The sequence below is a fragment of the Bradyrhizobium iriomotense genome, assembly GCF_030160715.1.
Classification (GTDB): Bacteria; Pseudomonadota; Alphaproteobacteria; order Rhizobiales; family Xanthobacteraceae; genus Bradyrhizobium; species Bradyrhizobium iriomotense.
The window spans coordinates 234345-256469 of record NZ_BSOW01000010.1; the positions used below are offsets into that span (position 1 = coordinate 234345).

17 protein-coding genes and 1 pseudogene are annotated in these 22125 nt (G+C 59.1%); 5 read left to right on the forward strand and 13 right to left on the reverse strand.

The window, feature by feature from the left end:
- Positions 1–25: 25 nt before the first annotated feature.
- From QQL28_RS16535 to QQL28_RS16545, 3 genes are all read right to left on the reverse strand, one after another.
- Positions 26–844, reverse strand: a complete 819-nt coding sequence (locus tag QQL28_RS16535; RefSeq protein WP_284267105.1) for a class I SAM-dependent methyltransferase — start codon at positions 842–844, stop codon at positions 26–28.
- Positions 841–2280 carry an O-antigen ligase family protein gene (locus tag QQL28_RS16540; RefSeq protein ID WP_284267106.1) on the reverse strand — a complete coding sequence of 480 codons (1440 nt, stop codon included), beginning with the start codon at positions 2278–2280 and terminating at the stop codon, positions 841–843. The genes QQL28_RS16535 and QQL28_RS16540 overlap by 4 nt, the downstream gene beginning before the upstream one ends.
- Positions 2281–2513: 233 nt before the next feature.
- Entirely contained in the window at positions 2514–3665 is a 1152-nt protein-coding gene (locus tag QQL28_RS16545) for a glycosyltransferase family 4 protein (protein ID WP_284267107.1), read from the reverse strand.
- A gap of 685 nt (positions 3666–4350) precedes the next feature.
- Between QQL28_RS16545 and QQL28_RS16550 the strand changes: the two genes are divergently transcribed.
- On the forward strand, positions 4351–5349 hold the full coding sequence (locus QQL28_RS16550; RefSeq protein ID WP_284267108.1) for a protein-glutamate O-methyltransferase CheR: 999 nt from the start codon (positions 4351–4353) through the stop codon (positions 5347–5349).
- Positions 5350–5554: 205 nt separating this feature from the next.
- On the opposite strand, the gene asnB is transcribed toward QQL28_RS16550, so the two are convergent.
- The 5 genes and pseudogenes from asnB to QQL28_RS16575 all read right to left on the reverse strand — a co-directional run bounded on the left by asnB (position 5555) and on the right by QQL28_RS16575 (position 12758).
- A complete protein-coding gene (gene asnB, locus QQL28_RS16555; protein ID WP_348522501.1) occupies positions 5555–7573 on the reverse strand; it encodes an asparagine synthase (glutamine-hydrolyzing) in 2019 nt (672 codons plus the stop codon).
- Between the two features lie 144 nt (positions 7574–7717).
- Complete coding sequence (locus tag QQL28_RS16560; RefSeq protein ID WP_284267110.1) at positions 7718–9169, reverse strand: lipopolysaccharide biosynthesis protein; 1452 nt, start codon at positions 9167–9169, stop codon at positions 7718–7720.
- A 604-nt stretch (positions 9170–9773) separates the two neighbouring features.
- Complete coding sequence (locus tag QQL28_RS16565) at positions 9774–10868, reverse strand: Wzz/FepE/Etk N-terminal domain-containing protein (RefSeq protein WP_284267111.1); 1095 nt, start codon at positions 10866–10868, stop codon at positions 9774–9776.
- Positions 10869–11287: 419 nt separating this feature from the next.
- Positions 11288–11515 (reverse strand): annotated as a pseudogene (locus QQL28_RS16570) (dTDP-glucose 4,6-dehydratase); the annotation flags it as partial.
- Between the two features lie 349 nt (positions 11516–11864).
- A complete protein-coding gene (locus QQL28_RS16575; RefSeq protein ID WP_284267112.1) occupies positions 11865–12758 on the reverse strand; it encodes a LuxR C-terminal-related transcriptional regulator in 894 nt (297 codons plus the stop codon).
- 711 nt (positions 12759–13469) lie between these two features.
- On the opposite strand from QQL28_RS16575, the gene QQL28_RS16580 reads away from it, so the two are divergent.
- Both QQL28_RS16580 and QQL28_RS16585 read left to right on the forward strand, forming a co-directional pair.
- On the forward strand, positions 13470–14135 hold the full coding sequence (locus tag QQL28_RS16580; RefSeq protein ID WP_284267113.1) for a LuxR C-terminal-related transcriptional regulator: 666 nt from the start codon (positions 13470–13472) through the stop codon (positions 14133–14135).
- A gap of 479 nt (positions 14136–14614) precedes the next feature.
- Entirely contained in the window at positions 14615–14875 is a 261-nt protein-coding gene (locus tag QQL28_RS16585) for a hypothetical protein (protein WP_284267114.1), read from the forward strand.
- A 157-nt stretch (positions 14876–15032) separates the two neighbouring features.
- Here the strand turns inward: QQL28_RS16585 and QQL28_RS16590 are convergent, their stop codons facing one another.
- Genes QQL28_RS16590 through QQL28_RS16610 form a run of 5 tightly spaced genes read right to left on the reverse strand, consistent with a single transcriptional unit; the run spans position 15033 to position 19609 of the window.
- Entirely contained in the window at positions 15033–15758 is a 726-nt protein-coding gene (locus QQL28_RS16590; RefSeq protein ID WP_284267115.1) for an SDR family NAD(P)-dependent oxidoreductase, read from the reverse strand.
- Positions 15751–17136 carry an AMP-binding protein gene (locus tag QQL28_RS16595; RefSeq protein WP_284267116.1) on the reverse strand — a complete coding sequence of 462 codons (1386 nt, stop codon included), beginning with the start codon at positions 17134–17136 and terminating at the stop codon, positions 15751–15753. Before QQL28_RS16595 ends, QQL28_RS16590 begins: the two co-directional genes overlap by 8 nt.
- The gene (locus tag QQL28_RS16600; RefSeq protein WP_284267117.1) at positions 17123–17368 is read right to left on the reverse strand and encodes an acyl carrier protein; all 246 of its coding nucleotides are present in this window, start codon (positions 17366–17368) and stop codon (positions 17123–17125) included. The genes QQL28_RS16595 and QQL28_RS16600 overlap by 14 nt, the downstream gene beginning before the upstream one ends.
- A gap of 34 nt (positions 17369–17402) precedes the next feature.
- Positions 17403–19343: a long-chain-acyl-CoA synthetase gene (locus QQL28_RS16605; protein ID WP_284267118.1), complete on the reverse strand. Its 1941-nt coding sequence runs from the start codon at positions 19341–19343 to the stop codon at positions 17403–17405.
- Entirely contained in the window at positions 19340–19609 is a 270-nt protein-coding gene (locus tag QQL28_RS16610; RefSeq protein WP_284267119.1) for a phosphopantetheine-binding protein, read from the reverse strand. Before QQL28_RS16610 ends, QQL28_RS16605 begins: the two co-directional genes overlap by 4 nt.
- A gap of 232 nt (positions 19610–19841) precedes the next feature.
- Between QQL28_RS16610 and QQL28_RS16615 the strand changes: the two genes are divergently transcribed.
- Positions 19842–21068: an acyl-CoA dehydrogenase family protein gene (locus QQL28_RS16615; RefSeq protein ID WP_284267120.1), complete on the forward strand. Its 1227-nt coding sequence runs from the start codon at positions 19842–19844 to the stop codon at positions 21066–21068.
- A gap of 33 nt (positions 21069–21101) precedes the next feature.
- Positions 21102–22055, forward strand: a complete 954-nt coding sequence (locus QQL28_RS16620; protein ID WP_284267121.1) for an amino acid--[acyl-carrier-protein] ligase — start codon at positions 21102–21104, stop codon at positions 22053–22055.
- Positions 22056–22125 lie beyond the last annotated feature (70 nt).

A 22125-nucleotide genomic window follows, 5' to 3' on the forward strand; every position in this document is an offset into this window, starting at 1 on the left:
CTCCGGAAGCGCGTGGGACGCGTGGTCAGCGACGCGTCGCGATGAGCTGGACATCAAGGATATGGCGTAGGATCGGCAGGTTGGAAGCGCGCCATCCAAGGCGCCGCGGTAGCCACCCGACGGCGGTTTCGAGGGCGGTCACGACGCCTAGCGGCAGCGTCGTCTGGAAGTTGCGGATGCGCACGAAAGCCTGCACGCGCGCGAAGCCCACTGAGCGGAACAGGCCCGCTAGTTCGCTGTTCGTGTATTCGTGTAGGTGAAAGCCGCGCGCCACTTCATCGATGCCGCGCGAGACGTCGTGCGGACCGCTCATACGGTTCGGCGTGATACAGAAGTATTTGCCGCCGGGCTCCAGCGCGGCGAACACGTTCGCGAGTTGGTCGCGCGCGTCATCCGGATGGAGGTGCTCCATCAGCTGGTTCGAGAAGATCAGCGTCGCCTTTAACGGAATGCTGACGCCGTCGGAGAGCACGAGTTCGAGATTTGGCGCGCTCGCGCCGTGTGTTACCGTCGCGGAGACATCGATAGCGTAGGCCTTCCGCACGTGCGGCGCAACGAGCATCGTGAGCGCACAGTCGCCAGCTCCGATCTCCGCATACACTGTGTCAGGATTGAGGAGCGGACGGAGCGTCTCGAACAACCCTTGCAACTCGGGCCGACTCACCGTCTCCTGGCTCTTAGACACCAGCTGCGGGTGGTACGGCACCTCGCGAAGCAGCTCTTCGTACACCGAGCGGTAAACATGCTTACGCTCCGCACGGGAGGAATTACGCAACCGCTCCGCAAGCCCAATCTCCACCTTGTAGTGGTGTGCGTGCTTCGGATCCATCTGAGAGACCATCATGGCCTTTCCCTTTTTTGCTTGCTTCTTGCCACTAACGCTATTGGCGCATTTTCTATCTTCCCATTATTCCCTGTTTTTGGGGTATCTGTGATGGCACCCAGATAGCGCAACCGCGCCAAGTTGATCATCATCGCAACGATCGGAAATGCATACATGTTTTGGATTGTTGGAAGAATGTCGCTCTGAGTCGCCATACTAATCCCACAACCAAAGATGCACACGAACAGAGCCCAATATAGGTCACTATTCAACCTTCGCCCAACCCGCCAGGCGGTAGCTGTTCCAAGGAGAAGGAAAATTAGAAGCACGCCGGTTAAAATCACCCCGCAATCGAGAAAGAAGTTGATAATTGCATTATGCGCTTGGTTGGCCTGATACAGCGCTCCTGTGTCCCAAAGTTGGCTCGTCCCCATTCCGTAGCGACCAGCGCCAAACAGGAACAGGCCGATATTGCTCGTCCATTCACTTAGCAGCGGAGCCCAAACATAATCGACACGGCCCGTCAGCAAGGCATCGGCCGAGGCGCCGGAATCGCCATCAAAGCCGACGGAAAGAAGAGCTTGAACGGTTGGTCCAATCCACAGGAGCGATGTGACGCCAGCAGCCGCAGCACCAACGACTAAGATGGCGAACCTGCGCCGCAGGATCAGATATAGGGAACACGAAGCTACGACTGTGACAAGCGCGCCGCGGGACTCGAGGAGAAGAATCGCCAGGAGCGATAGACACAGGGATGCGATCCCGAGAGCATTGCGCGTAAGAGCTCGATAGACCAACAAAGGCACAGTGCAAATGTACATTGTTCCGATCGTATTGTAATGGACGCCAAAATAGGTTTCGCAGAACTCGGTCATCTTGTCCCGGCTAGCTGGAACCGGCTCGGCCATTCCGCTAACGGACGGATTCGTCAGGACGAGCGCGACGAAAACGATTGATAACAACAGCATTGAAAGGCAGATCACCGTCGTGATCCTCTCGATCTCCTGAAAGGAGCGCATGCGCTTAAGGACAAACAGGAAGGATAAAGTGTAAAAGATCGGCACAAGGCAATTCGATAATACAAAGTCAAAGTAGGACTCTGGATATGAATCGGGGAAGCGACTATGCAAAAGGGGCGCGTTTGGAACTGATCGAATGAGGGCGATGGCAAAAATTGCGAAGTACAGGAGAAATATTCTGATGGATGTTCGTTCGATCCTGTCGGTCGCGTGTAGGGGCGCAGTGTCGAAAACCAGATAAGCCAAGACTATTGCTGATAATAGGTTAAAGGGTTTGAGCCCTTGGACGCCGAACAAATTGTCAGTCAGAAATGGTACGCGCTGGAATGGCCACATGAAAACGAACAACAGAAAGAAAAAGGTTCCAGCCTGCGCGACTGAATCTGGCAAAGTGGGATGATAAGGCGTTGGGGCGCTATTGCTCAGAGATGTACTCATCTCGACCTATCGGAATTGGTTGCTCTACTCTAACCGTCCATTAGATTTTGTCGCATCTAGTCAGGTCGCCGCGAGGAAGCTCCAAGTCAAGAGGATCCGGTCGTCAGCATCGAAGTTTCGAAAATGGGCAGCAACAGTTTCGGACGTAGGTGACGGACAGAGTCCTTCTGGCCAATGGGTGCGCGGCCCAGAGCCCAAAACGCTGTGATCGCTTCGCTTCGAGTGTGACCAGTTCAAAGTAGTTGCCCTGGGTACTTTGACTTATCCATAAGGGGCTTCAAGGCCGCAATTAACTCGCGAGCTTTTGCCGTCGGCGAGTGATTGGCCTTAACGTAGATCTGACATCGTGTCGCGACCGCGTTGTATTCGTTCGCGTCCATGTCCCAAATTGCGCTCACGGATTTTGAAAGCGCCAACTCGTCCTCGGCCGATGCGCCAAGGGCATGGCGCCGAACGATCAGATCTGGGTCGACAGTTCGCCGAGTTACAACAGGGGTGCCGGTAGCCAAAGCCTCCAGGAACGTGTTCGAGAAGCCCTCGACATCCGATGTGCAGAGAAGCATCGTCGCTTCCGATAGAAATCGTTGAACGTCTGCCCGCCGGACACAACCAACCAGTTCCACGTTTGGCAGATGGCGCAGGCTATTCAGGGCGTCTAGCGTCGATTGATCAGTATCTCGCTCTGGCATCCCTGCTACGCGGAATTGGACAGCCGGATGTTCCCGGGCGATTCGAAGCAGCATTGGCAAGTTCTTTCCATGGCGGAAGACACCCAGCCAAGCGACATATCTGCGTTCTGCGCGCGGCAAAGGAGCGGCCGCGTCCTCTGCCACGGCAATGGCATTGTGAATGACGTGAATGGGTGTGCCCGGAAAAAGCGCTGCCAATTTTTCGCGTTGATACTCATTTTGACAGAGAAATGCGGCTGTTCGATGCCGAGCCCAAGAATAGGATAACCATTCATAATGTCGAAGCCCGATCTTGTATCGCTCATCGACGTCTCCGTCGCTGACAACGCGGTGAACGAACGGAATCCTTAATTGGTCGGCGACGAAAGCCATGATGGCAGTGCCCGCCCCACGTGCGCCCTGGATGATGATGTCGGGACGATAGGCGCGGGCGGCTGCCAACACCTTGGGAATGTATGAGTAGAACCACTTCGCAACCCGCACTCCCGTCGCGGGATCATAGGTCTCGATAAGTTTGATTTGCTGGCCCGAACCCACATGCGCCAAAGCACCCTTCCAGGTAAGGAAAGCGGCTTCGTGACCGGCGCTTTCAAGCGCGCGAAGCCAAAGTGAAAGTTGAACGGCCCAGCCGCCGATCGGATAGTCATCATCTTTCAATAGATATGGAATGGAAAAATCTATCGAGAGAATTCGCACCTGACACCCCGAGGTTGATGGGACCGCAAGATGAACAGCAGTTCGGCGGCTTTCGAGTGGACACGGCCGCATGTCTGAGGATGCGCATTTGATATTGTCAGGAATCGCATCGGCGTTCTCCACCAACAGCCCAGTGGCTCGGCCAGACGTGATTGTCGTCTGGCCCGTGGTGACTCAGGCTTCGCGTCCTTGCAGATGTGCGCCGTTTCAGGTCTTGCAGACTGCAACCATAGCGCTCACAAATATCGGAAATTACGTACATCGAGTTCCCTAATGAGGGCGTCAACGCATGGCAGCCACGCTCACACTCTAGCAGCATAGTCTTCTGAACCGGTCTGCGGCTCGACCCTTTCGGATTACCTATTCTCGATCACGGGAGAGGACGAGACCAGTTGGTCGGGGAATGGTATAGACGCCCATGGCGCGATTTCGTGCACCAAATGCTAACGCGTACACCGCACATGAATACTGCTACTTTGAAAGGTCATTTGCATGGGAGCGCTTTTCGGCCACTAGTCGTCAAACCCGGTGATATCGAGGGACGCCTGCATTGGGTCGCAAGAGGCAAGAGAGATTTGCGCTTTTCTAGAAGCTAGACGAGCTGGCCGCTAATTTGAGGATAGATATTGTTCACTCTTGGAACCCAACTTGCGCGCCACGCTGAGCTCATTTTGGAGGGCAGAGGATGCTCAAACACGGCATTTGCACGCTCGAACAACTAGATCGCTCCGGGCTGGGACGTTTGGCGGAGACGCGACGCTTTTTCCACCGACTTTGCGACATTGCGCTTTATGAAGCATTGGCGCGCCGTGGCGGCTCGGACGATGAGGCTCTTCAGGCGGCAGTGCTGAATTTGTTTCCTATTACCAACGGCGCTTACAAGCGCACAAGCCGCCAGCGTTTTGGCACGTTCGACCGCGAGGTGCTAAGTATATTGGCGCAGCTTTTCTCGTCAAATGCACGGCTGAGCGTCCATGATGTTGCAGTGTCCGATGGGCGGACTGCCTGTGACTTCTATCGTGTCCTGTCGGCGCAGTTCGGCGGGCTTGATTTCCTGGCGAGCGATCTCTGCCTGCGTGTCACCAGACTTTCTTTTCCAGAGGCGCGGCTAAGCGTCGTGGTCGACGAGAACGACGTCCCACTACAGCTAGTACGGCCGCCATTTGTACTAAATTTGGCACGTACAGAAAGTTGGCTCTACCCTGTCAATCACTTATTGCGTTTGTTTTGGCGGGCTCGGGCCATGGCTGTGCTCGATGCGGCTCGCGCAGGTGATGAGGCCTTGATCCGGGACCATATCCTGCTCTTGTGCAGCGAGGCGCGAAAATATCTCGATCGCTGTGCCAATTTTCAGATCAAGAACTATGATATTTTTTCGCCGCCGGTCGACCGCTATCACGTGGTGCGGGCCATGAATGTTCTCAATCCAAGCTACTTCTCGCCGGCCCAGCTTACTCAGGCAATCGCTAATTTGCGGGACGCGTTGCATGAAGGCGGAGTGCTGGTGCTGGGCTCCAATGGCGAGGCGGGCTCGACGGTGCATGGCGGCGCTTACCAACGGCGCGATAATCAGCTAGTAGAGATCTGGAGCTGTGGTGGCGGTCCACCTTTCTCTCCGGTGCTCTCGAGCGATCAGCGGCCCAGCGCTGATCAAGGCCGCGTGGCGGATATTATTGTTCGATAACTCGGAACGGATCCGATGATCGCGGGAGCCGCCATGGCGGTTGGGAGTTCGCGGGTGCAAATCATTGAACAAGCAGCATACCTATAGCGGAGTTGGTACGCATCGCTGCGCAATCGCAATCGGGGGCGGCTCGTAAGCGCTCGTGTAAGGTCGCACGCCCCGCTGGAGTCCGGCAAAAAACGACAAAGGTGTCATCGCCATATCTTCAATTCAAAAGCGATGCCAAGCGTCTTGTTCCGGTATCCGGCACCGAAGCATCGCCCCACCGACGATGCCACGACTGAAACATCAGAATATTCCAAATGAGGAAATCTTGCTCACTATCTCCGTTCAAGAATGCGGCCCAGAGCGAGCGAATGGCCTCAACGTAGAAAATATCACCAGTGCTCAGGCAAGCTTCGCTCATCAAGTCCTCGGCCCAATTCCGTAACGGACCGCGCAACCAATCTACGAGCGGAATCCCGAACCCCATTTTCGGGCGCTCGACCAAACGATCGGGCACATGGCGGGCAAGAACACGCCGGAGCAAATGCTTGGGGCGTCGGGCACGCGCGTTGTGGAAAGACGGCAGCTTCCAGACCCATTCAACCAGGCGATGGTCGAGGAACGGAACACGTACCTCAAGAGCGACAGCCATAGAGGCTCGATCAACCTTAGTCAGGATGTCATCAGGCAAATAGGTGCACATGTCCAGGTAGCGCATACGGTCCACCGGATCTGGCAAGAGGACCTCGAGGTTTTGACCCCAGCAGGCCGTCCGCACCTCTTGTGGTCCCTTTACAAGATTGTCGTGGTTCTGCGAGAGAATTTTATAGTACACGGAATCGATCGACGACATTGAGAGGATTTGCGCCAGCCGGTGGGCCTTTTGGCCAACACGTGGCACGCGCCGATAGTATGGTACATAGCGGGCTATGCTGTTGTAAGTGCTGGGCGGCACAGCGCAGATGCTTGAAGACACGAGGCGGCGGAGCGCAAGCGGAATCTTCGCACGCGGTCGCCAAAAGTTATCCGTCGATTGATACCGTGAGTACCCGGAAAACAATTCGTCTCCACCATCTCCTGACAGAGCGACCGTGACGCGTTTTCGCGTCAACGCGGAAACAATATGGGTCGGGATCTGGGAGGAGTCGGCGAACGGCTCGTCATACATCTCGGCTAATTTCGGCACCACATCGAGAGCGTCAGCGCCGCTAACGGGAAATGTTGTATGGTCGGTCCCGAGATGTCGCGCGACTGCCTCAGCGTGTTTCGATTCATCGAATGTCGGGTTCTCAAAGCTGATGGTAAACGTCTTGACCGGTCTCAGAGAAGCTTTCTGCATCAGCGCGACGACGGTGGATGAGTCATAGCCGCCGGACAGAAAGGCGCCAAGCGGAACGTCCGCAATCATGCGGCGCGATACTGCATCATGCAGCAACGCCTCGAGCTCATCGACCAGTCCCTCTTCGTCGGCTCGAAGCGAATTGCATTGCCCCTGCGAGACAACACTGGCCAGATCCCAGTACGCGCCGACTTCGGGGCCGCCGCCGCTCGCAATTTTGACGAACCCGGCGGGCGGCAGCTTGTAGACATCTTCATAGATCGTGAATGGACCCGGCACATAACTATGCTGAAGAAAGGCGGCGATCGCTCCACGATTGAGACTTGGCTTCCAACCGGGATAAGCGCGCAGCGCCTTCAATTCTGATCCGAACAAAACTAGTCCATCGAAAATCGCCCAATAAAGCGGCTTTTCGCCCATTCGATCACGAGCCAGGAATAGTTGACGTTCTCCGGCGTCCCACGCTGCAATTGCGAACATCCCATTCAGACGGGCGATGGTCGATTTGACGCCCCATTGGGCGAATCCTTCGACAATGACTTCTGTATCTGAATGTCCACGAAACCGAACTCCGCAACGCTCCAGTTCGGCCCTCAGTTCTCGGAAATTGTATATCTCACCGTTGAACGTAATGGCATATTGCCCGTTGGCCGAGACCATTGGTTGATGTCCCATTGGGGACAAGTCGATAATTGCTAGGCGACGCTGCCCGAAGGCAATGCTGGCTTGCTCGCTTAACCAAATGCCGCTGTCGTCCGGTCCGCGGTGGTTCAGGGTTTGCGTCATTGCAGACGCCCGCCTTTTCAGGTCTTGCAGGCGGCAACCATTACGCTCCCAGAGACCGGAAATTCCGCACATGCTTGAAAAGGGCTCCCTAATGAGGACGTCAACGCATGGCATCCAAACTCACACCGAAGCAGCATAGTATTTTGAAGCGGTCCGCGGCTCGACCTTTCGGATTACCCATTCTCGTGTCGCCCTTTTTGGCGAGTCCAAGCTACTTCGCGGCCCTCACGGCCCTTCCGGAGGGCTACGGAAAATGGCCTACCGAAGATGATCCGGGTCGACCAGGCGACTGGGTTCGCGTGCTGCGTCAGTATTTTCAAGCGTTCCTGAAGGCGCTTCTTCACTCGCGCCGCGAACGAGAGATATCACGGAGTGATGGAGCCTCGTGAGCACGAACCCAAGCAGCACAATCGTCATAAAAGCCGAAGACTTTGCCACGAGCCGCAGAAAAACGGATGTGTCTAGCTCGGAGGAGACGATGTGAGCGACCAGCACACCAGCCGCAACCACAAAGGCGACTTTCAATGTCTGATACAGCGGTATCAATTTAGCGATGCTGGTTCCGAGCGCCTTGGCGACCTTGATCAACGCCCACCACTCCCAAACAACGAGACCGGCGATGGTTCCTGCCACCGCGCCGGCGAGGCCGAATAACTGGACACCAAGGATGCTCAAGGCAATTGTGAGCACAAGCGATATCGCGCCGATCGTCGCGGCCAGTCGGCCGAATCCAAACGCCCAAAGCAGCCAGCTGGCTCCGAATACAGTTGCGATCTGTCCCAACGAATAAATCTGCATGAGCGGCACTGCCCCGAGATACTCGCGTGTATAGATTAGTTCCACAAGGTCGTCCGCGGTCGCTATCACCAACCCGAAGGCTGGCAGCACCATGCATCCCAGCAGCAGATTCGCTCTCAATATCAGCTTGCGGGCGCCGTCAACGTTGCCCTCGGCCAATAGGGAACTGATATTGGGCAGAAGCGCATAGCACAGAGGTCCGCGGGTCAACGTACCGACAGCCATGACCACTGATGCAATCGAGATGAGTGCAAAGGCCGAGCTCGGAAAGTTCGCTGCCACGACCCATTGACCGGCTTGCGCGCGCAAGGCGAAAAAACCGCTGGCCATCGCAAAGGGCAGCGAATACTCCAATTGCACGCGGACCAACTGGCCGTCGAATCCGAGCCCCCGTTCCTGCGCAGCAAACAGGGCATACGTCACGGCTAACCCGACCTTCAGCATGGCCAGGCCGCATAACACCACCAGAAGCCACCCGACATCGCCAAATGCGACTGCCGCACCTGCCAATGTCGCTGTTCTGACGATCGCAAACCCGATCGTTGCGCAGGCTCCCCACTCCGCCTTTCCGTCCGCCGTCGGCAGGTGATCAAGAATCGACGCCAATATCCAGGTGCCGACGCAAATCTGAACGAGGGGCGAGTGACGCTGGAGGCCTGCAATCGAACTCGGCAAAACTGGCATGAGCGCTAGGAGCAACAGAGTCGCGAGCCCCCCAAGAACGAAGAGACTTGCGAACGTGTTGCCCACCAGCTTTGGGCGGGTTCCGGGAGCGGCGCGCGACAGGAAATAGAATAGAGACTGCGGCAGGAACAGCGGAAAGAGGATCAACCCTGTTTCGACGATAAACCACGCCAGGCGATAGTCCCCGAACTCCTGCGTGGTCAGGTGGCGGACCAGGATGATCGGCACCCCCAACTGCAGAGCATAGTCGAACAGCCCCGCAGCGGCGAGAGATCCTGCCTTGCGGCGAATCCCCGATCTCGTGCCGCGTGCGCGCCTCCTGTGTGCGGCCTGCTCCCGCAGGCTTTCGTACTTCCTGCGTAGTGGAGCAAAGAAAGAGGGCTCATGGACGCGCTGATGATCGCATCTTCCGAGGTCGTGCCTGATCTCGCGGGATTCCCACATGGTTCGCCGGGCCTTGCTGACGTAGTTGATGCAGACTCGTATAGGCAGAGGGCAAAACGGACCTTCTCAAGAGTTCATTTCCTCACCGCGATAAGGGGATTGCGACCGAGTTCGTCAATGCGCTTGTCAACGTGTTGGTCGAGATGGAGGCGGAGCTTGTCGACGTGCCGAGCGCCTTTCACTTTTTGACGTGCAGAGGATAAAGCGGGAGAGAGGTTCAGAAAGCCGCCTCCAGCCTTGAGAGCTTTTCGGCTGCAGTCTCGATCTATTCCATTAAACGATCCGCGCTCTCTCCTTCTCAAGCGTCCAGACGAGCTTGCCGACTCCCTCAGTGAGACACGGGGGGCTCCACCGCTGGGGGCATGCCGATTGTCGGTCGAGGTCGCTTTCACCCCGAACCCGCGAGGCGCACTGACTTTGCCTTTGCCGATGCTTCATACTGATGATCTGGCCGAAGCTCGTCCGGAAGAGATTGCTCGGTCCTGTCATCCTCTGCGCTGGGACGAGTGTTCGGACCGCTGGTGCGAATGCGAACGGACAGATCGCGCACGATTCCCATTGCTATTCCAAGAAGCAGCCCGCCAACGATCGCTATTACAAGCACGCTTCGAGGTCTTGGCGAACTCGCCCTCAAAGGAGGCGACGCCCCGGTGACGAGACTCGCCTCAAAGCCTGGTGAGGATTGTTGTTGCGTGGCTTCCATCTTACGCAGCATATGGCGAAAATTATCATAGGCGTTTTTGGAAGAGTCTACAGCGGCTGCCAATTTATCGATGGTAGCAGTGGAATCCGCTGGCTCTTTCCCATTCTTGCTATAATCCTCGAATGCCTTTTGCGCCGCCAATGCTTGAGCGCTCAATTCGTTCAATCGCTTTTTAACCCATGTCTCGTCTAGTAAAGCGGCGTCCATTTGACGGGAAATATACTTTTCAGCTACAGCGTTTAGGATCTGCGCCGCTCGATCAGGATCTTTGGAGTCGAAGGCAATCTCGACAAGAAACGTAGGGCCAAGACGCTTGGCCGAAAACTTGCGTTCGAACGATTCCAAGGCATAGCGCGCGCCACTAACTTTTGTCTCCCCTCTAGCCCAGCCGAGCACCCGCGATATCATGCCACTACCTTGGCCGGTCGTAAATTCCGGGTCTTGAGCAAGGCCGAGCTTCTCGATGACGGCGTTAGCGATGCTCTCAGACTTGATGATTCCAATCTGAGTTTCTACGACCGTTGACACCGCCGCAGCGTCCACCCCTTTCGCGTTTACGATGAGTTGCGCCCTGGCGGTGAACGTCGGCGTCACGATGACGAGGTAAAGTATAGCAACGCCAAGCGCCGCAAAACATGCCAGCAATGTGATCAATAGATGTCGTCGTATGAAGGCCAGCACGGCCAGCACTTCTGTCAGCGACACGACCGGACCTGGACGAAATTCAGGCGCCACATTGTCGCGATCTGTCCAATTATCGGTGCTATTGGTCTGCAGCATTTTCGTACCAGCGCTGGTAGTTGAGGCTCGGCGACTGACGTGTGTCGCGATTCACCAGGGGAGGGTCGGTTGGCGGACGATGCAGCACACAGAGTCGCATCAATAGGCAACTAACCTTTCCGGAATGAGGTAGCCGGGAGCCGCCGAGCAAAGCAGGATCAAGCCATAGTGGACGATCGCTGCCAAAACAGAAGCCGCCTTGGGCAACTGACGAGCCGACTAACCGGCCCCTACCGACGATTGCTGTGGCCGCCATGCCGCCGCCAACCAAATTTGCCGGAAGCTTGGTGGACGCCGGCAAATCAGTGAAAAACGCGTAACCCATTGCACTCTACGACCCGATCGCTCGTCTCCGGCTGAATCAGTACGCTCCGGGTCACTGGATGGGAATTGGCAATAAATGGGTAGTAACGATGGTCCATTAACTCGCCAGGACCGTCGGTCGAGCGGTCGGCATGAGTTTTGGCCGTCAGAGTCATCACCGCGTCCGGCTGGTATCTTTCGTACAGTTTTCGCGGGCCCGCGCCCTCGCAGATGTACTGTTTCTCGAAGGAGTAATGCGGATTTCCCTCGGCGCCCGGCAGCGAGTCGAGATTGGCCACATAGGTCAGCTTGTCGGTGTTCACCACCCGTGCGTGAGTAAGGCGCGAACTTCATGCGCCCCCATGATCCGGCTTGCCATCGAGCGCAAGTCGGTGCGCGTGGCCGCAGATTAGCGGGGAACGCCGACCACCGCGCGCACGATCATCAGCTACGTTCTCTCGCCGCTGGCGAGGTACAAGCAGGCATCGCTTCAGGAGCGAAAAAAAGAGACGCGCTCCTGCAGCCTAAGCGTTGCGCGTCGTCAACCCGAGGAGAGTGCCTACTGCACTCGCGTGCTGTTCACGCAAGTGCAGTAGGGAACATCCTGGACGTCGGGAAGTCGACGAAAGTGTCGTAACTCACTCCGCGATGGGATCGTTCGCGCGACGGCAGTCGTTTTTCGGATCCCTGCGCCTACTTGTAGAGCCGTGTCGCCGGGCGAGTCCCTCGATCCACGCCCTTGCGGAGTAGACCGTCGATAGGGGGTACTGCGACGTGACTAGACTGGGGGACCAATGAAGCCGGCTCGCTGATCTGCTCCATCTCGGAGATCACCTCGAGAGGCTTCGCGATCCCCCGGCCTGGATCGACGGCCGTGAGCGCGCGACTGTTTGCCGCTCGTACCAGCGATCCATGGTTCATTCCCCAAATCGCCGCCTGTGTCCGGTTCTGAACCCGGATCTTGCGCAGGATCGCCTTGACGTGGACCTTCACGGTAGCTTCGGCGATGTCGATCTTTCGGGCAATGCACTTGTTGGAATCGCCCTCGATAAGGCAGGATAGGATCGCCTTTTCGCGCGGCGAGAGCTGCGGCGAGATCGCGTCCTCCGACGTGACGAGGATTGCGTGCTCGTTTTCGCTGAGCGGCGTCGGTTCGCGTTCGCGATTGCCGTCAAGAGCGAACGACAGAAATGCCGGCGGGAAGACGGTCTCGCCCATCGTGACGAGCTCAACGGACTTGATGAAAGCGTCACACGAAATGACGTTGACGAAGTATCCGTTGGCGCCTGCACGAAACGCAGAAGCGAGTTCGGCCGGCCGATAGTTGTCCGAGACGATCGCGACGCGAGCGTCCGGATACCGATCTTTCACATGTCCGATTTGTTCTCTCGCGAGATCGAAATCATCGCCGGTGTGGACGATGAGAAACATCAGTTGCTCTTCTTGAAGTGAGCTTGGCAATTCCGCGGGGCTCGACGCCGATGCCGCGATACGAAAATTTGCTGCATGCAATATTTTAGCAATACCTTCTCTAATCAGAACGTTCTTTCCAATAAGAACCGTTCCGTAAGATTGCCGCCTCCTCATTTTACCCTCCAGCCTACGCAATGACACAACAGCGACGGACGGTTGAACTCAATTTGGTCCTTCGACGGACGAACGAATCGTTGTTGTTAAATTGGTCGTTCTCCATGAGTTTGCAGTCTTCAAAAATATCGAGTTACTGCGATCGTGATCCTCCCTTTTTGCCTGTGGATTTCGATCAATCCATCTTGCTTAACCTTTTATAAATGTTAGATGCGAATTTCCGATCGCCCTATATATCGTTGGTTATAGGAGCGAGCCTGCGTATACCCGGTCGGTTACGGTGGTTAAAAACCGCTTTTGGCGCAGTCTCTGCGTGAATTAGGTCGGAACGTTCATCATACGTTGAAAACTTTTCGCTGAATTTCTTCGTCGATGCTACGTCTGCGCGAACACATTCCTGAAGCGAGTTAACGTCGCTGCGCCTATCGCGCGTTGAGGTGATTCCAAGGCCCGCGCCGTTAATGGCTGCGCCGTCATCCATGCGCGCCGAAATCTGCTTACCGGATTCTTACGGAGGGCGTTTGGGTCGCAAATTGGTGACGAGAGTCGGGAAGCGAGCAGACCGGTGCGCCTGCTAACCCCTAACTATCGCGCTGCGACATCAGCTCGCTTGCGTTAATGGAAATTTCGGATGATTCTATCAATAGTAGTTGAGTTAGAAGGGGGCGTACGGAGTTTATATTTGGGGGGCGACACGCTTAGGAGCGCCCAATGCGACGTACCAGTGTAGTCATTGCAGACCGGCATCCGGTGGTCTTGCAGGGGCTGAGCAACGTGCTTGGTGCGGTGGCCGATTTCAATATCGTTGCATCTTGCAGCGACGCCGCAAGCTGCATCGAAGCGATCCGGAACCTGGCGCCCGATATTGCGATCGTCGATCCGGCAATGCCGGAGCTCGGCGCGCTGAGAATACTTTCGACCGTCAATTCAGAAAATCGTTCGACACATTTGGTGTTTTTCGCCGCGAGTGAAGATTGCGAACTGGTGCTCGCGGCCACGCCCGTGACCTCAAGCATCGTCCTCAAGGACACGGCGCCCGAAGCGCTGGTGCAGTCGTTGCGGCACATCGCCAATGGTCACAACCTGCTGCCGGCCGCCCAATCCGGTTCGATTGCGTCGCACGAGCAGGGGGCGAATTCGGAGGGCGCGCTGACGGCGCTGACGGACCGCGAGCGGCAGATCATGCGCCTGGTCTCCGAGGGATTGTCGAACAAGGAAATCGGGCGGCGGTTGAACATTGCGGACGGCACCATCAAGGTGCACCTGCACAACATCTTTCAAAAGCTTGAAATCAGCAACCGGACGGTGCTCGCGGCCCTCGCCATCTCGCAACATGATCGCGCGACCGCCTCGCGGGAGAAGGCTCCGCCGGATTGAGTCCGGCCGGTGGAGTTGTCCGGGAAGACCTTCACGCACAACCAGTCTCGGTCGGCAGTCGCGCTGCGATGGGCTTGCGGTTGCCCAATTGGTGCGCCGGCCCCCGGCAAAAAGGTCCTCGTGGGGCTGGTTGATCATGGCGACGTCAATGTCGGGAAGCTCAAGGGAGTAGTCCGTCGGGACTGGCGGCTGATCCAGAATCGCAGCCGACGTATCGGGAGGGAAGTGTAATCTATTCGTCATCTGCAGCTCTGGGTCCATCGCGCTTTGTCCGTTGTCTGGTAAAACGAAGTCGCGGGCGATAGCGAACGGCTCCGGATGCGGTCGCAGAGATGTGCCGAGTGGATCTGGCACATCTGGAGCGGCGGCCCTGGCCCTCCCTGCTGCCCCCTATGGTCAGGGCCGTTTCTCCACAGACGGCCTGCCGACAGGACTGGACTCTGTGGTTGAGCTGACAGCGCGTAAGCGGGCGCATCTTGATGTCTCTTCAGTTTCACCGTGCCGTCGACGACATGGAAATTTGGAGTGCGACCGGCGACGGCTTTTCCTTCGTGATCACGTATGAGAGCCCTGCGGGTTCCGGGTTTCATGGACTTGCCGGCTATGTGGCGTCGTGGCGGCCGCTCTATCGGAGTAACGGCGCGATCAAGATCGGCGGTTTGACGTTTGCGACCTTCACGGAGGCCGAGGAGGCTTGCAACACGATGTTTGAGCATCTGAAGGGGTCCGCGCTGGAATGAAGTGCCACAGCCTGCGGTCGGGCTGCGTCGAGATTCCCGTGCTTTTGAGCGGAGAGGAGAGAGCCGCCAGACTGGGGCGGCCTTAAGGGTGAAGCTCATCGTCCGTTGAGAGGGGGCAATCGTCCCGCCACGACCGCGGATGCCTGAGTTTCAGCGGTCAGGCGGTGTTGCCGGCGTCGACCGTCAGCACGGTGCCGGTGATGTTCCGGCCGCCTTCGCCGAGAAGGTATTCGACCATGGAAGCGACGTCGTCGGCTTCGGGCAGGCGGCGCAATGCGCTACGGCCAGTGATGCGTCGACGGCCTTGGTCGTCCAAGGAGCTGGTCAATTCCGTATCGATGAAGCCGGGCGCGATCGCGTTCACGGTGATGCCGACCTTGCCGACTTCCCGGGCCAGCGAACGCGTGAAGCCGGTAACCGCAGCCTTGGACGCGGCATACACGGACAGGCCGCTGTAGCCGGTCGAGGCGACGATAGAGGAAATGTTGACGATCCGCCCCACACCGTCGGCCATCATATGCCGCGCCACGTATTTAGTCAGGATGATCGGCGACAGTACGTTGAGGCGAATCAACGCCTCGATTTGGGAATTGCTCATGGTGGCCAGCAGCCCATCGGTGCCGATCCCGGCATTGTTGACGAGGCCGTAGATCGCGCCGAATTTGTCGCGCACTGATTTTGCGAAGGCCGGGATCGCATCAGTCGCCGCAAGGTCGCAGGCGCGGAAATGCAGGCACCGCTGTGCTTCGCGGATTGCAGCCGCAAGCTCCCCGCTTTCGCGACGCGCTACCGCGACCACATTGTAGTCGCCGGATGCGGCGAGCCTGCGCGCAATGGCAAGACCGATACCGCGGCTGCCGCCGGTGACGAGGATGTTACGCATCGGTGCGCGCCAGTTTTCCCGCTTCTGTGACGTCCAGCCGTTCGACGAAGCGGATCACCGCAGGCACCTTCCATACCGTCAGGCAGTCCTTGCACTGGCTGAGAATCTCCTTGCGGATCGTCTCGTGGCGCTCCCGATTGGTGCCGTCGACGAGGATGACATCGGCGACCACGATGGCGCCAGTGATCGGGCTTCTGCGCGATCGCGCGCGCGACATCTGGACGGAGGCGTGCCGGTTGATCACGACTTCCACTTCCTCCGGGTGTACCTTCAACCCGCCGATGTTGATGATGCCGCCGCGCCGGCCGACAAAGTGGTATCGTTCACCGCGCAGCTCAACAATATCGCCGGTATCGACGAAGCCGTCGGCGTCGGCAAGCGGCGGCGCATCGGCGCCGACATAGGCGCGCGCGGTACGCTTGGAACGGATCCGCAGCGAGCCGTCGACCACCTTCATCTCGACGCCGTTGCGATTCCGTCCAATCAGGTCGGCAGGAAAACCTTCGCGCCCGTCGTCAACGCTGAAACCGACGCCAGCCTCGGTCGAGGCATAGGCGTGCCCGATCGACGCTTGCGGAAAGGCCCGAGCCAGGCCGTCGAGCACTGCCTGGTCGGCGATTTCGCCCGACAGGCGGACATAGTGCGGTGAGAAGTCGGCGGCCGCGCCGCTCATCAGGAGCTTGCGCCAGTGCGACGGCGTCCCGGAAATGTGGGTGACGCCGCCCGTGCGCAGCCGCGCCACATGGGCCGCGATGGTTTCGCCGGGCTCCGAAAGCACCATCGATCCGCCGCCGATCAAGGCTCGCAGGAAGATTTGCAGGCCGCCGTAGCGACGGATGTCGTAGAACGTTGCCCAGGTTGCGTTCCGGTAGCGCGCAGTCCCCTCGCCGATGATCGCGCCGGCGAGCCCATCGAGCGTATGCCGGACAATCTTCGGCAGCCCTGACGTCCCCGAGGTCAGCATCAGCCACTCGGTGGCGCGGTCGACCTTCCATCCCACGGTCCTCCGTTCGGGCAGGTCGATGCCGATAACGATGTAACTGCCGGCACTGCATTGGGGTAACGGCCGATCGGTGACGATGGTGTCGATCTCGGCCTGGTCGAGCAGGACCTGCAGGCGCTCCCAATCGAGGTCGGGCGGGCATAGAAGTATGCGGCGCGCGACGCCGTCGAGCTCGATCATTGCAAGCGCGGACAGCAGCTGTCCCGACGTCGCAAGCAGCACCGAGCGGCCGGACAGCTCGCTGGATCTGCGGGTCAGGCAGCTGTGCTGAGTAATGTCGGTCAGCGATACACTGTGCCGGGCGTCGGAAATCGTGCGGTCCGTCAGCTCCGGGCCGAGATATTGGCGCAGCGCGAAGATGTCAGGCGGGGACATTCTCGTAGGCTCTGACGAACTCACCGAGGGTTGACGGGAAGGCTGCGTCCTCCGCGACGGTGAAGGGATCAATACCGAGCTCGTCCTCCAGCCGCGCAACCAGGATTGCGAGTGCCAGCGAATCGAACCCGGTGTCGTTCAGCGGCAGATCGTCCTCAAGGGGCGGAAGCGCGACCTTCTGTTCCTCGGCGATCTGCTTCATTGCGGAGAAAATCTTCGACTTGACCGACATGGTACACCTCACATTTCGGCTTTCCGGGCCGATGTTAGAGCCTGATCTCGCCCTCAACGATGCGCGCGTAGACGGCCCGGTCGATCGAACGATAGTCGCCGGTCGCTGGATCGCGCAGGAACAGCGGATCGTCCACGACCGAAGGATCGAATCCCTCGCGGATCAGTCGCTGCTTCTTCTGCTTGAAAGTATCGGTCGCCTCGAGCGCCAGGCACAACCTGACGAAGGCTGGAACCGCATAGGGGGGAAGCCGGCGCGAAAGGTGGTCTCTGAATGTGCGGAAATCGAAACCTCGGTCCACCACCAAAGCCGCCATGCCCGCGCGGCCATCGGCCCCGGAAACGGCAACTCCATAGGTCGAGGCGTCGAGAACGCCGGGGCAGTCCCTTATTGCGTCGTTCACTTCGCTGGTCGCGACGTTCTCGCCCTTCCAGCGAAAAGTATCGCCAACGCGGTCGACGAAGTGCAAGTATCCCTGCTCGTCGCGCAGCATCAGATCACCGGTGCGGAACCAGGCATCGCCCTCGGTAAAGACGTCGCGCAGGATCTTCTTCTCCGTCTCGGCGGGATCCGTGTAGCCCTCGAAAGGTACGCCGTCGCGACCGGCGCCGCCGATGCGTCCGACGGCCTCGCCCGTCTCGCCAGGGGCACAGGCGATGCAGAGCCCGGCGTCGCTGCGGAGTGGGCTGCCGGTGTCGGCATCAACCTTGACGATCGAGGCGGGAAAGCGATGCGCCAGCACCGGCGGAATCCGACCGATCGCGCCGGGTTTTCCTTCGACATTGAACAGCGAAAAATTGCTTTCCGTTGCGGCATAGAATTCGAGGATCTGCGGAATCGCGAACCGGCTGGCGAAAGTCTCCCAGATGTCGCCGCGCAATCCGTTGCCGACGGCCAGCCGCAGCCGGTGTCGCGAATCCCGTTCAGATGCCGGCGCCTTCAGCAAATAGCGGCAGAGCTCGCCAATATATTGGAAGACGGTGCAGTCGAAACGCACGATGTCGTCCCAGAATCTGCTGGCGGAGAACTTTTCCGCAATCGCGACCGAACCGCCCGCGCAGAGCATGCTGCAGGGAGCTGCGACGCCGCCCACGGAGTGATGGAGAGGCAGGCAATCGTAGAGACAATCTCTGGTGGACGCGTTCGTCAGCCCGGCAAACCATCCGCCCCAGGTGAGAATGCGGCGATGACTGACGTTCGCCGCCTTCGGTAGCCCCGTCGTGCCCGAGGTGTAGATGAGGAGCGCGCGTCCATTGATCGTGACGTCGCCGCGTTCGGCAGAGGACAGCGGGCCCGGCTCGAAGGCGGCGAGCGTCGCGTCCAGATCGCCGCTTGGGCCGCCGGTGCCGAGGCTCCAGCATTGCGGCACGCGGTGCAGGTGCGGACGTGCAGTCTCGAATGCATCCAAGCAATCGGCAGTTAGGATGACGTGGTCGGCCTGCGCGACATCGATGCAGTGGGCGAGCGACTGGCCGACCAGCCTGGTATTGATAAGCGCCACCGTCGCGCCGACCCTGCTGATGCCGAGCCAGCAGGCGAGGTAGTCCGGCCCGTTCGGCATCAGCAGGCAAACGGTGCGACCGGCATGGAGACCGAGGCTGCGCGCCCAGCGCGCATACCGGTTGATCCGTGCGGTGAGTTCTCCATAGGTGAATGATTGGTCGTCCGAAAGCAGGGCAGGTCGGTTGGGCTGGCGCTGTGCCCATTCTTCCACGATGTCGGCGAACAACCGACGCGGCTGCGCTTCGACTCGCGCGGTTAGCGCGAAGGCTTGCAGCCAGGTTTTGGCGGCGGAGCGTCTAGGCTGCGGTGCCTCGGGTCTGGTCGTCACGACCTGATCATGCAGCTGCGTTGGATCGACATCCGCGCGCGCCTGCTCGCTCGTCGGCAACGCCGCGGCCAGCGCGACCGTGCAATCATTGTCGGTGCGGACCGCTTGGTCGTCGACGCGGAGTCTCTGTTCAACCACCTTCATCCCGGCCCGGGTCCGAGCTGGTTGAGGATCATCCGCTCCATCGTCTTCACCGATTGAAAATTTTCAGGTGTGATCGCGAGTTGCGGAAGGATGAGATCGAACTCGGCCTCGACCTTGAGCATCAGCTCGACCATGCCCATCGAGCTCAGTCCGATATCCACCAGCCGCGACTCCGGGTGGACGTCGGCGGTGATCGCGTTCTGCTGGAGGACGCTTCTGACGACGGCTAGAACACGGTTCTGAACGTTGACGGTAAAGTCGTGCATCTCAACGGCCTCTGGCCGTGATCGGGCGTGATCACAATTGGGCGACGATACCCAACTGCTCTTCCGGTCAATAGCTCTGCTTCGGAGGTACCTCGCTCGGGAATGCAAGCTCCTTGACACCCACTTATGCGCCAACGACGCAGCCGGGGAAGTGGGCTAGTTGTCGATTTTGAGCGGAATTCATATCGACCTGGTTCGCGTCGTCCAACCGTGAAATGCGAAGGCTTTGGCCATGAGTGTGCAGGAAGTCCAGTTCCGCGACGTCGCCACCGAAATTGGCCGAGTAGGATTCTCCCCCGACGGCTCCTCGTTCCGGCAGCGGACGGCGAAGGTCGCGGAGGTCGCTGCGTCGGAGGCCGAGGCGGTCGATCGCGAGGCGCGGTTCCCGCGGAAGGCGATCGACGCGGCGCGCAAGGAGAGACTTCTCGGCGCCCAGATTCCGATCGAGTTCGGCGGAGAGGGTGCATCCATCTCCGAGGTGACCGATATGTGTTACGGGCTCGGCCGCGCCTGCGCGTCGGTCGGGATGATCTTCGCGATGCATCAGACAAAGATCGCGTGTCTGGTTCGCCACGGTGCGGGCAGCGGCTGGCACGAAAGTCTCATGCGCCGCGTGGCTACCGAACAGCTGCTGCTGGCATCGTCGACCACGGAAGGCCAGAACGGCGGAAACATACGGTTCAGCTCGGCCGCTGTGGAGCGCGCTGGCGCCGAGATTTCGCTGGTGCGCGATGCGACGGTGATTTCGTACGGCGCAGAGGCAGACGGCATCGTCACCGTCGCTCGCCGTTCCGACTCTGCCGCCGGATCCGATCAGGTGCTGCTGGCCATCACCCGCGACGATTATACGCTGGAACCCACTCTCGCGTGGGAGACGCTTGGCATGCGTGGGACCTGCAGCGCCGGGTTCAAGCTGAATTTCAGAGGCGCCGCGGACCAGATATTCCCGGTGGCATACGAAAGGATCCATGCGCAGACGATGACGCCCGTCGCCCACCTGTGCTGGTCTTCGGTCTGGGCGGGGATCGCGGCTGCGGCGGCGGACCGAGCGCAGCTCTTTATCCGCAAGGCCGCCCGCGGGGCGGGCGGCAACATGCCTCCCGGCGCGGCGCATTTCACCGCTGCCAAGATGACGCTGACGAAACTGCGCGCCATCATTGCCGCGAATCTCCAGTTCTATGAAGCTCGTGAACGGGACGAGCGCGCGCTGTCGTCCGTCGACTTCCAGTCCTCGATCAATCTTCTCAAGGTGGAGGCTTCAGAGCTCGCGGTCACCGCCGTCATGCACGCGATGCGCGCCTGCGGCCTGTCCGGTTATCGCAACGATACCGACGTAAGTATCGGTCGCCACCTGCGCGACGTGCTTTCCGCTCCCATCATGATCAACAACGACCGCATCCTTGCCAACGTGGGTACCGCCACGCTGATGAGCGCCGTCCCGGAGACCCTGCGCGATTGATATCTGGTCCAACGAAAGGAAATGAGGCTCGGCATGAACCTAGCTATGTTTGCAGCACCGCCGCAATCCGCTTCGCGTCCGTCCGATCCGCTCGACCATCTTACCGATTTGCTGTTCCACGAGATGGGCTCCCCTGGGGTCTATGGTCGTACCGCGCTCTATGAAGACGTCGTCGAGCGACTTGCAGTGCTGATCTCGCGGCATCGCGAGCCCGACACCGAGGTGATGCGTTTTCCCCCCGTCATGAATCGCGCACAGCTCGAGAGGTCGGGCTATCTGAAAAGCTTTCCGAACCTCTTGGGTTGCGTTTGCGGTTTGCACGGCACGGATAGTGAGATCCACGCCGCAGTCAGCCGCTTCGAGGCCGGCGGCGACTGGACGCAGTCGCTTTCACCGGCCGACCTCGTGCTGTCGCCAGCAGCCTGCTATCCGGTCTATCCGATCGCAGCGAGCCGCGGTCCCATGCCCGCAGGCGGTTGGCGTTTCGACGTAGCCGCCGATTGCTTCCGCCGCGAGCCCTCGCACCATCTCGACCGGCTGCAGTCCTTCAGGATGCGTGAATTCGTCTGCATCGGCAGCCCTGATCAGGCCTTCGCGTTCCGGGAGCGTTGGATCGAGCGGGCACAGCAGATCGCTCGCGATCTCGGGCTGACCTTCAGGGTCGACGACGCCAGCGATCCGTTTTTCGGCCGGGTCGGCCAGATGATGGCGCTGAGCCAGAAGCAACTGTCGCTGAAATTCGAACTGCTGGTGCCTCTGCGCTCCGAGGAGCAGCCGACAGCCTGCATGAGCTTCAACTATCACCGCGAACATTTCGGCGCCACCTGGGGCATCGTGGATGCGGCCGGCGAGCCGGCCCATACCGCCTGCGTGGCGTTCGGAATGGACCGTCTTGCGGTCGCCATGTTCCACACCCACGGCGGAAACACGACCCGCTGGCCGACCGCGGTGCGGGATCTGCTGGGCTTCCCGCGCAACGACCGCTAGGCGGCGTCGGAATTGGAGGATCTGCGATGCGCCAGGGACATCCCGAGATCGCCCGGGATCGGCGAGCCGA

What these genes read in the sequence shown, in the direction of transcription:
- QQL28_RS16620 (WP_284267121.1), top strand. Translation starts at nt 21,102, where the DNA reads ATGAACCTAGCTATGTTTGCAGCACCGCCGCAATCCGCTTCGCGTCCG.
- QQL28_RS16575 (WP_284267112.1), bottom strand. Translation starts at nt 12,758, where the DNA reads ATGAGGAGGCGGCAATCTTACGGAACGGTTCTTATTGGAAAGAACGTT.
- QQL28_RS16535 (WP_284267105.1), bottom strand. Translation starts at nt 844, where the DNA reads ATGATGGTCTCTCAGATGGATCCGAAGCACGCACACCACTACAAGGTG.
- QQL28_RS16600 (WP_284267117.1), bottom strand. Translation starts at nt 17,368, where the DNA reads ATGTCGGTCAAGTCGAAGATTTTCTCCGCAATGAAGCAGATCGCCGAG.
- QQL28_RS16540 (WP_284267106.1), bottom strand. Translation starts at nt 2,280, where the DNA reads ATGAGTACATCTCTGAGCAATAGCGCCCCAACGCCTTATCATCCCACT.
- asnB (WP_348522501.1), bottom strand. Translation starts at nt 7,573, where the DNA reads ATGCCATGCGTTGACGTCCTCATTAGGGAGCCCTTTTCAAGCATGTGC.
- QQL28_RS16550 (WP_284267108.1), top strand. Translation starts at nt 4,351, where the DNA reads ATGCTCAAACACGGCATTTGCACGCTCGAACAACTAGATCGCTCCGGG.
- QQL28_RS16605 (WP_284267118.1), bottom strand. Translation starts at nt 19,343, where the DNA reads ATGAAGGTGGTTGAACAGAGACTCCGCGTCGACGACCAAGCGGTCCGC.
- QQL28_RS16585 (WP_284267114.1), top strand. Translation starts at nt 14,615, where the DNA reads ATGTCTCTTCAGTTTCACCGTGCCGTCGACGACATGGAAATTTGGAGT.
- QQL28_RS16580 (WP_284267113.1), top strand. Translation starts at nt 13,470, where the DNA reads ATGCGACGTACCAGTGTAGTCATTGCAGACCGGCATCCGGTGGTCTTG.
- QQL28_RS16590 (WP_284267115.1), bottom strand. Translation starts at nt 15,758, where the DNA reads ATGCGTAACATCCTCGTCACCGGCGGCAGCCGCGGTATCGGTCTTGCC.
- QQL28_RS16610 (WP_284267119.1), bottom strand. Translation starts at nt 19,609, where the DNA reads ATGCACGACTTTACCGTCAACGTTCAGAACCGTGTTCTAGCCGTCGTC.
- QQL28_RS16565 (WP_284267111.1), bottom strand. Translation starts at nt 10,868, where the DNA reads ATGCTGCAGACCAATAGCACCGATAATTGGACAGATCGCGACAATGTG.
- QQL28_RS16615 (WP_284267120.1), top strand. Translation starts at nt 19,842, where the DNA reads ATGAGTGTGCAGGAAGTCCAGTTCCGCGACGTCGCCACCGAAATTGGC.
- QQL28_RS16595 (WP_284267116.1), bottom strand. Translation starts at nt 17,136, where the DNA reads ATGTCCCCGCCTGACATCTTCGCGCTGCGCCAATATCTCGGCCCGGAG.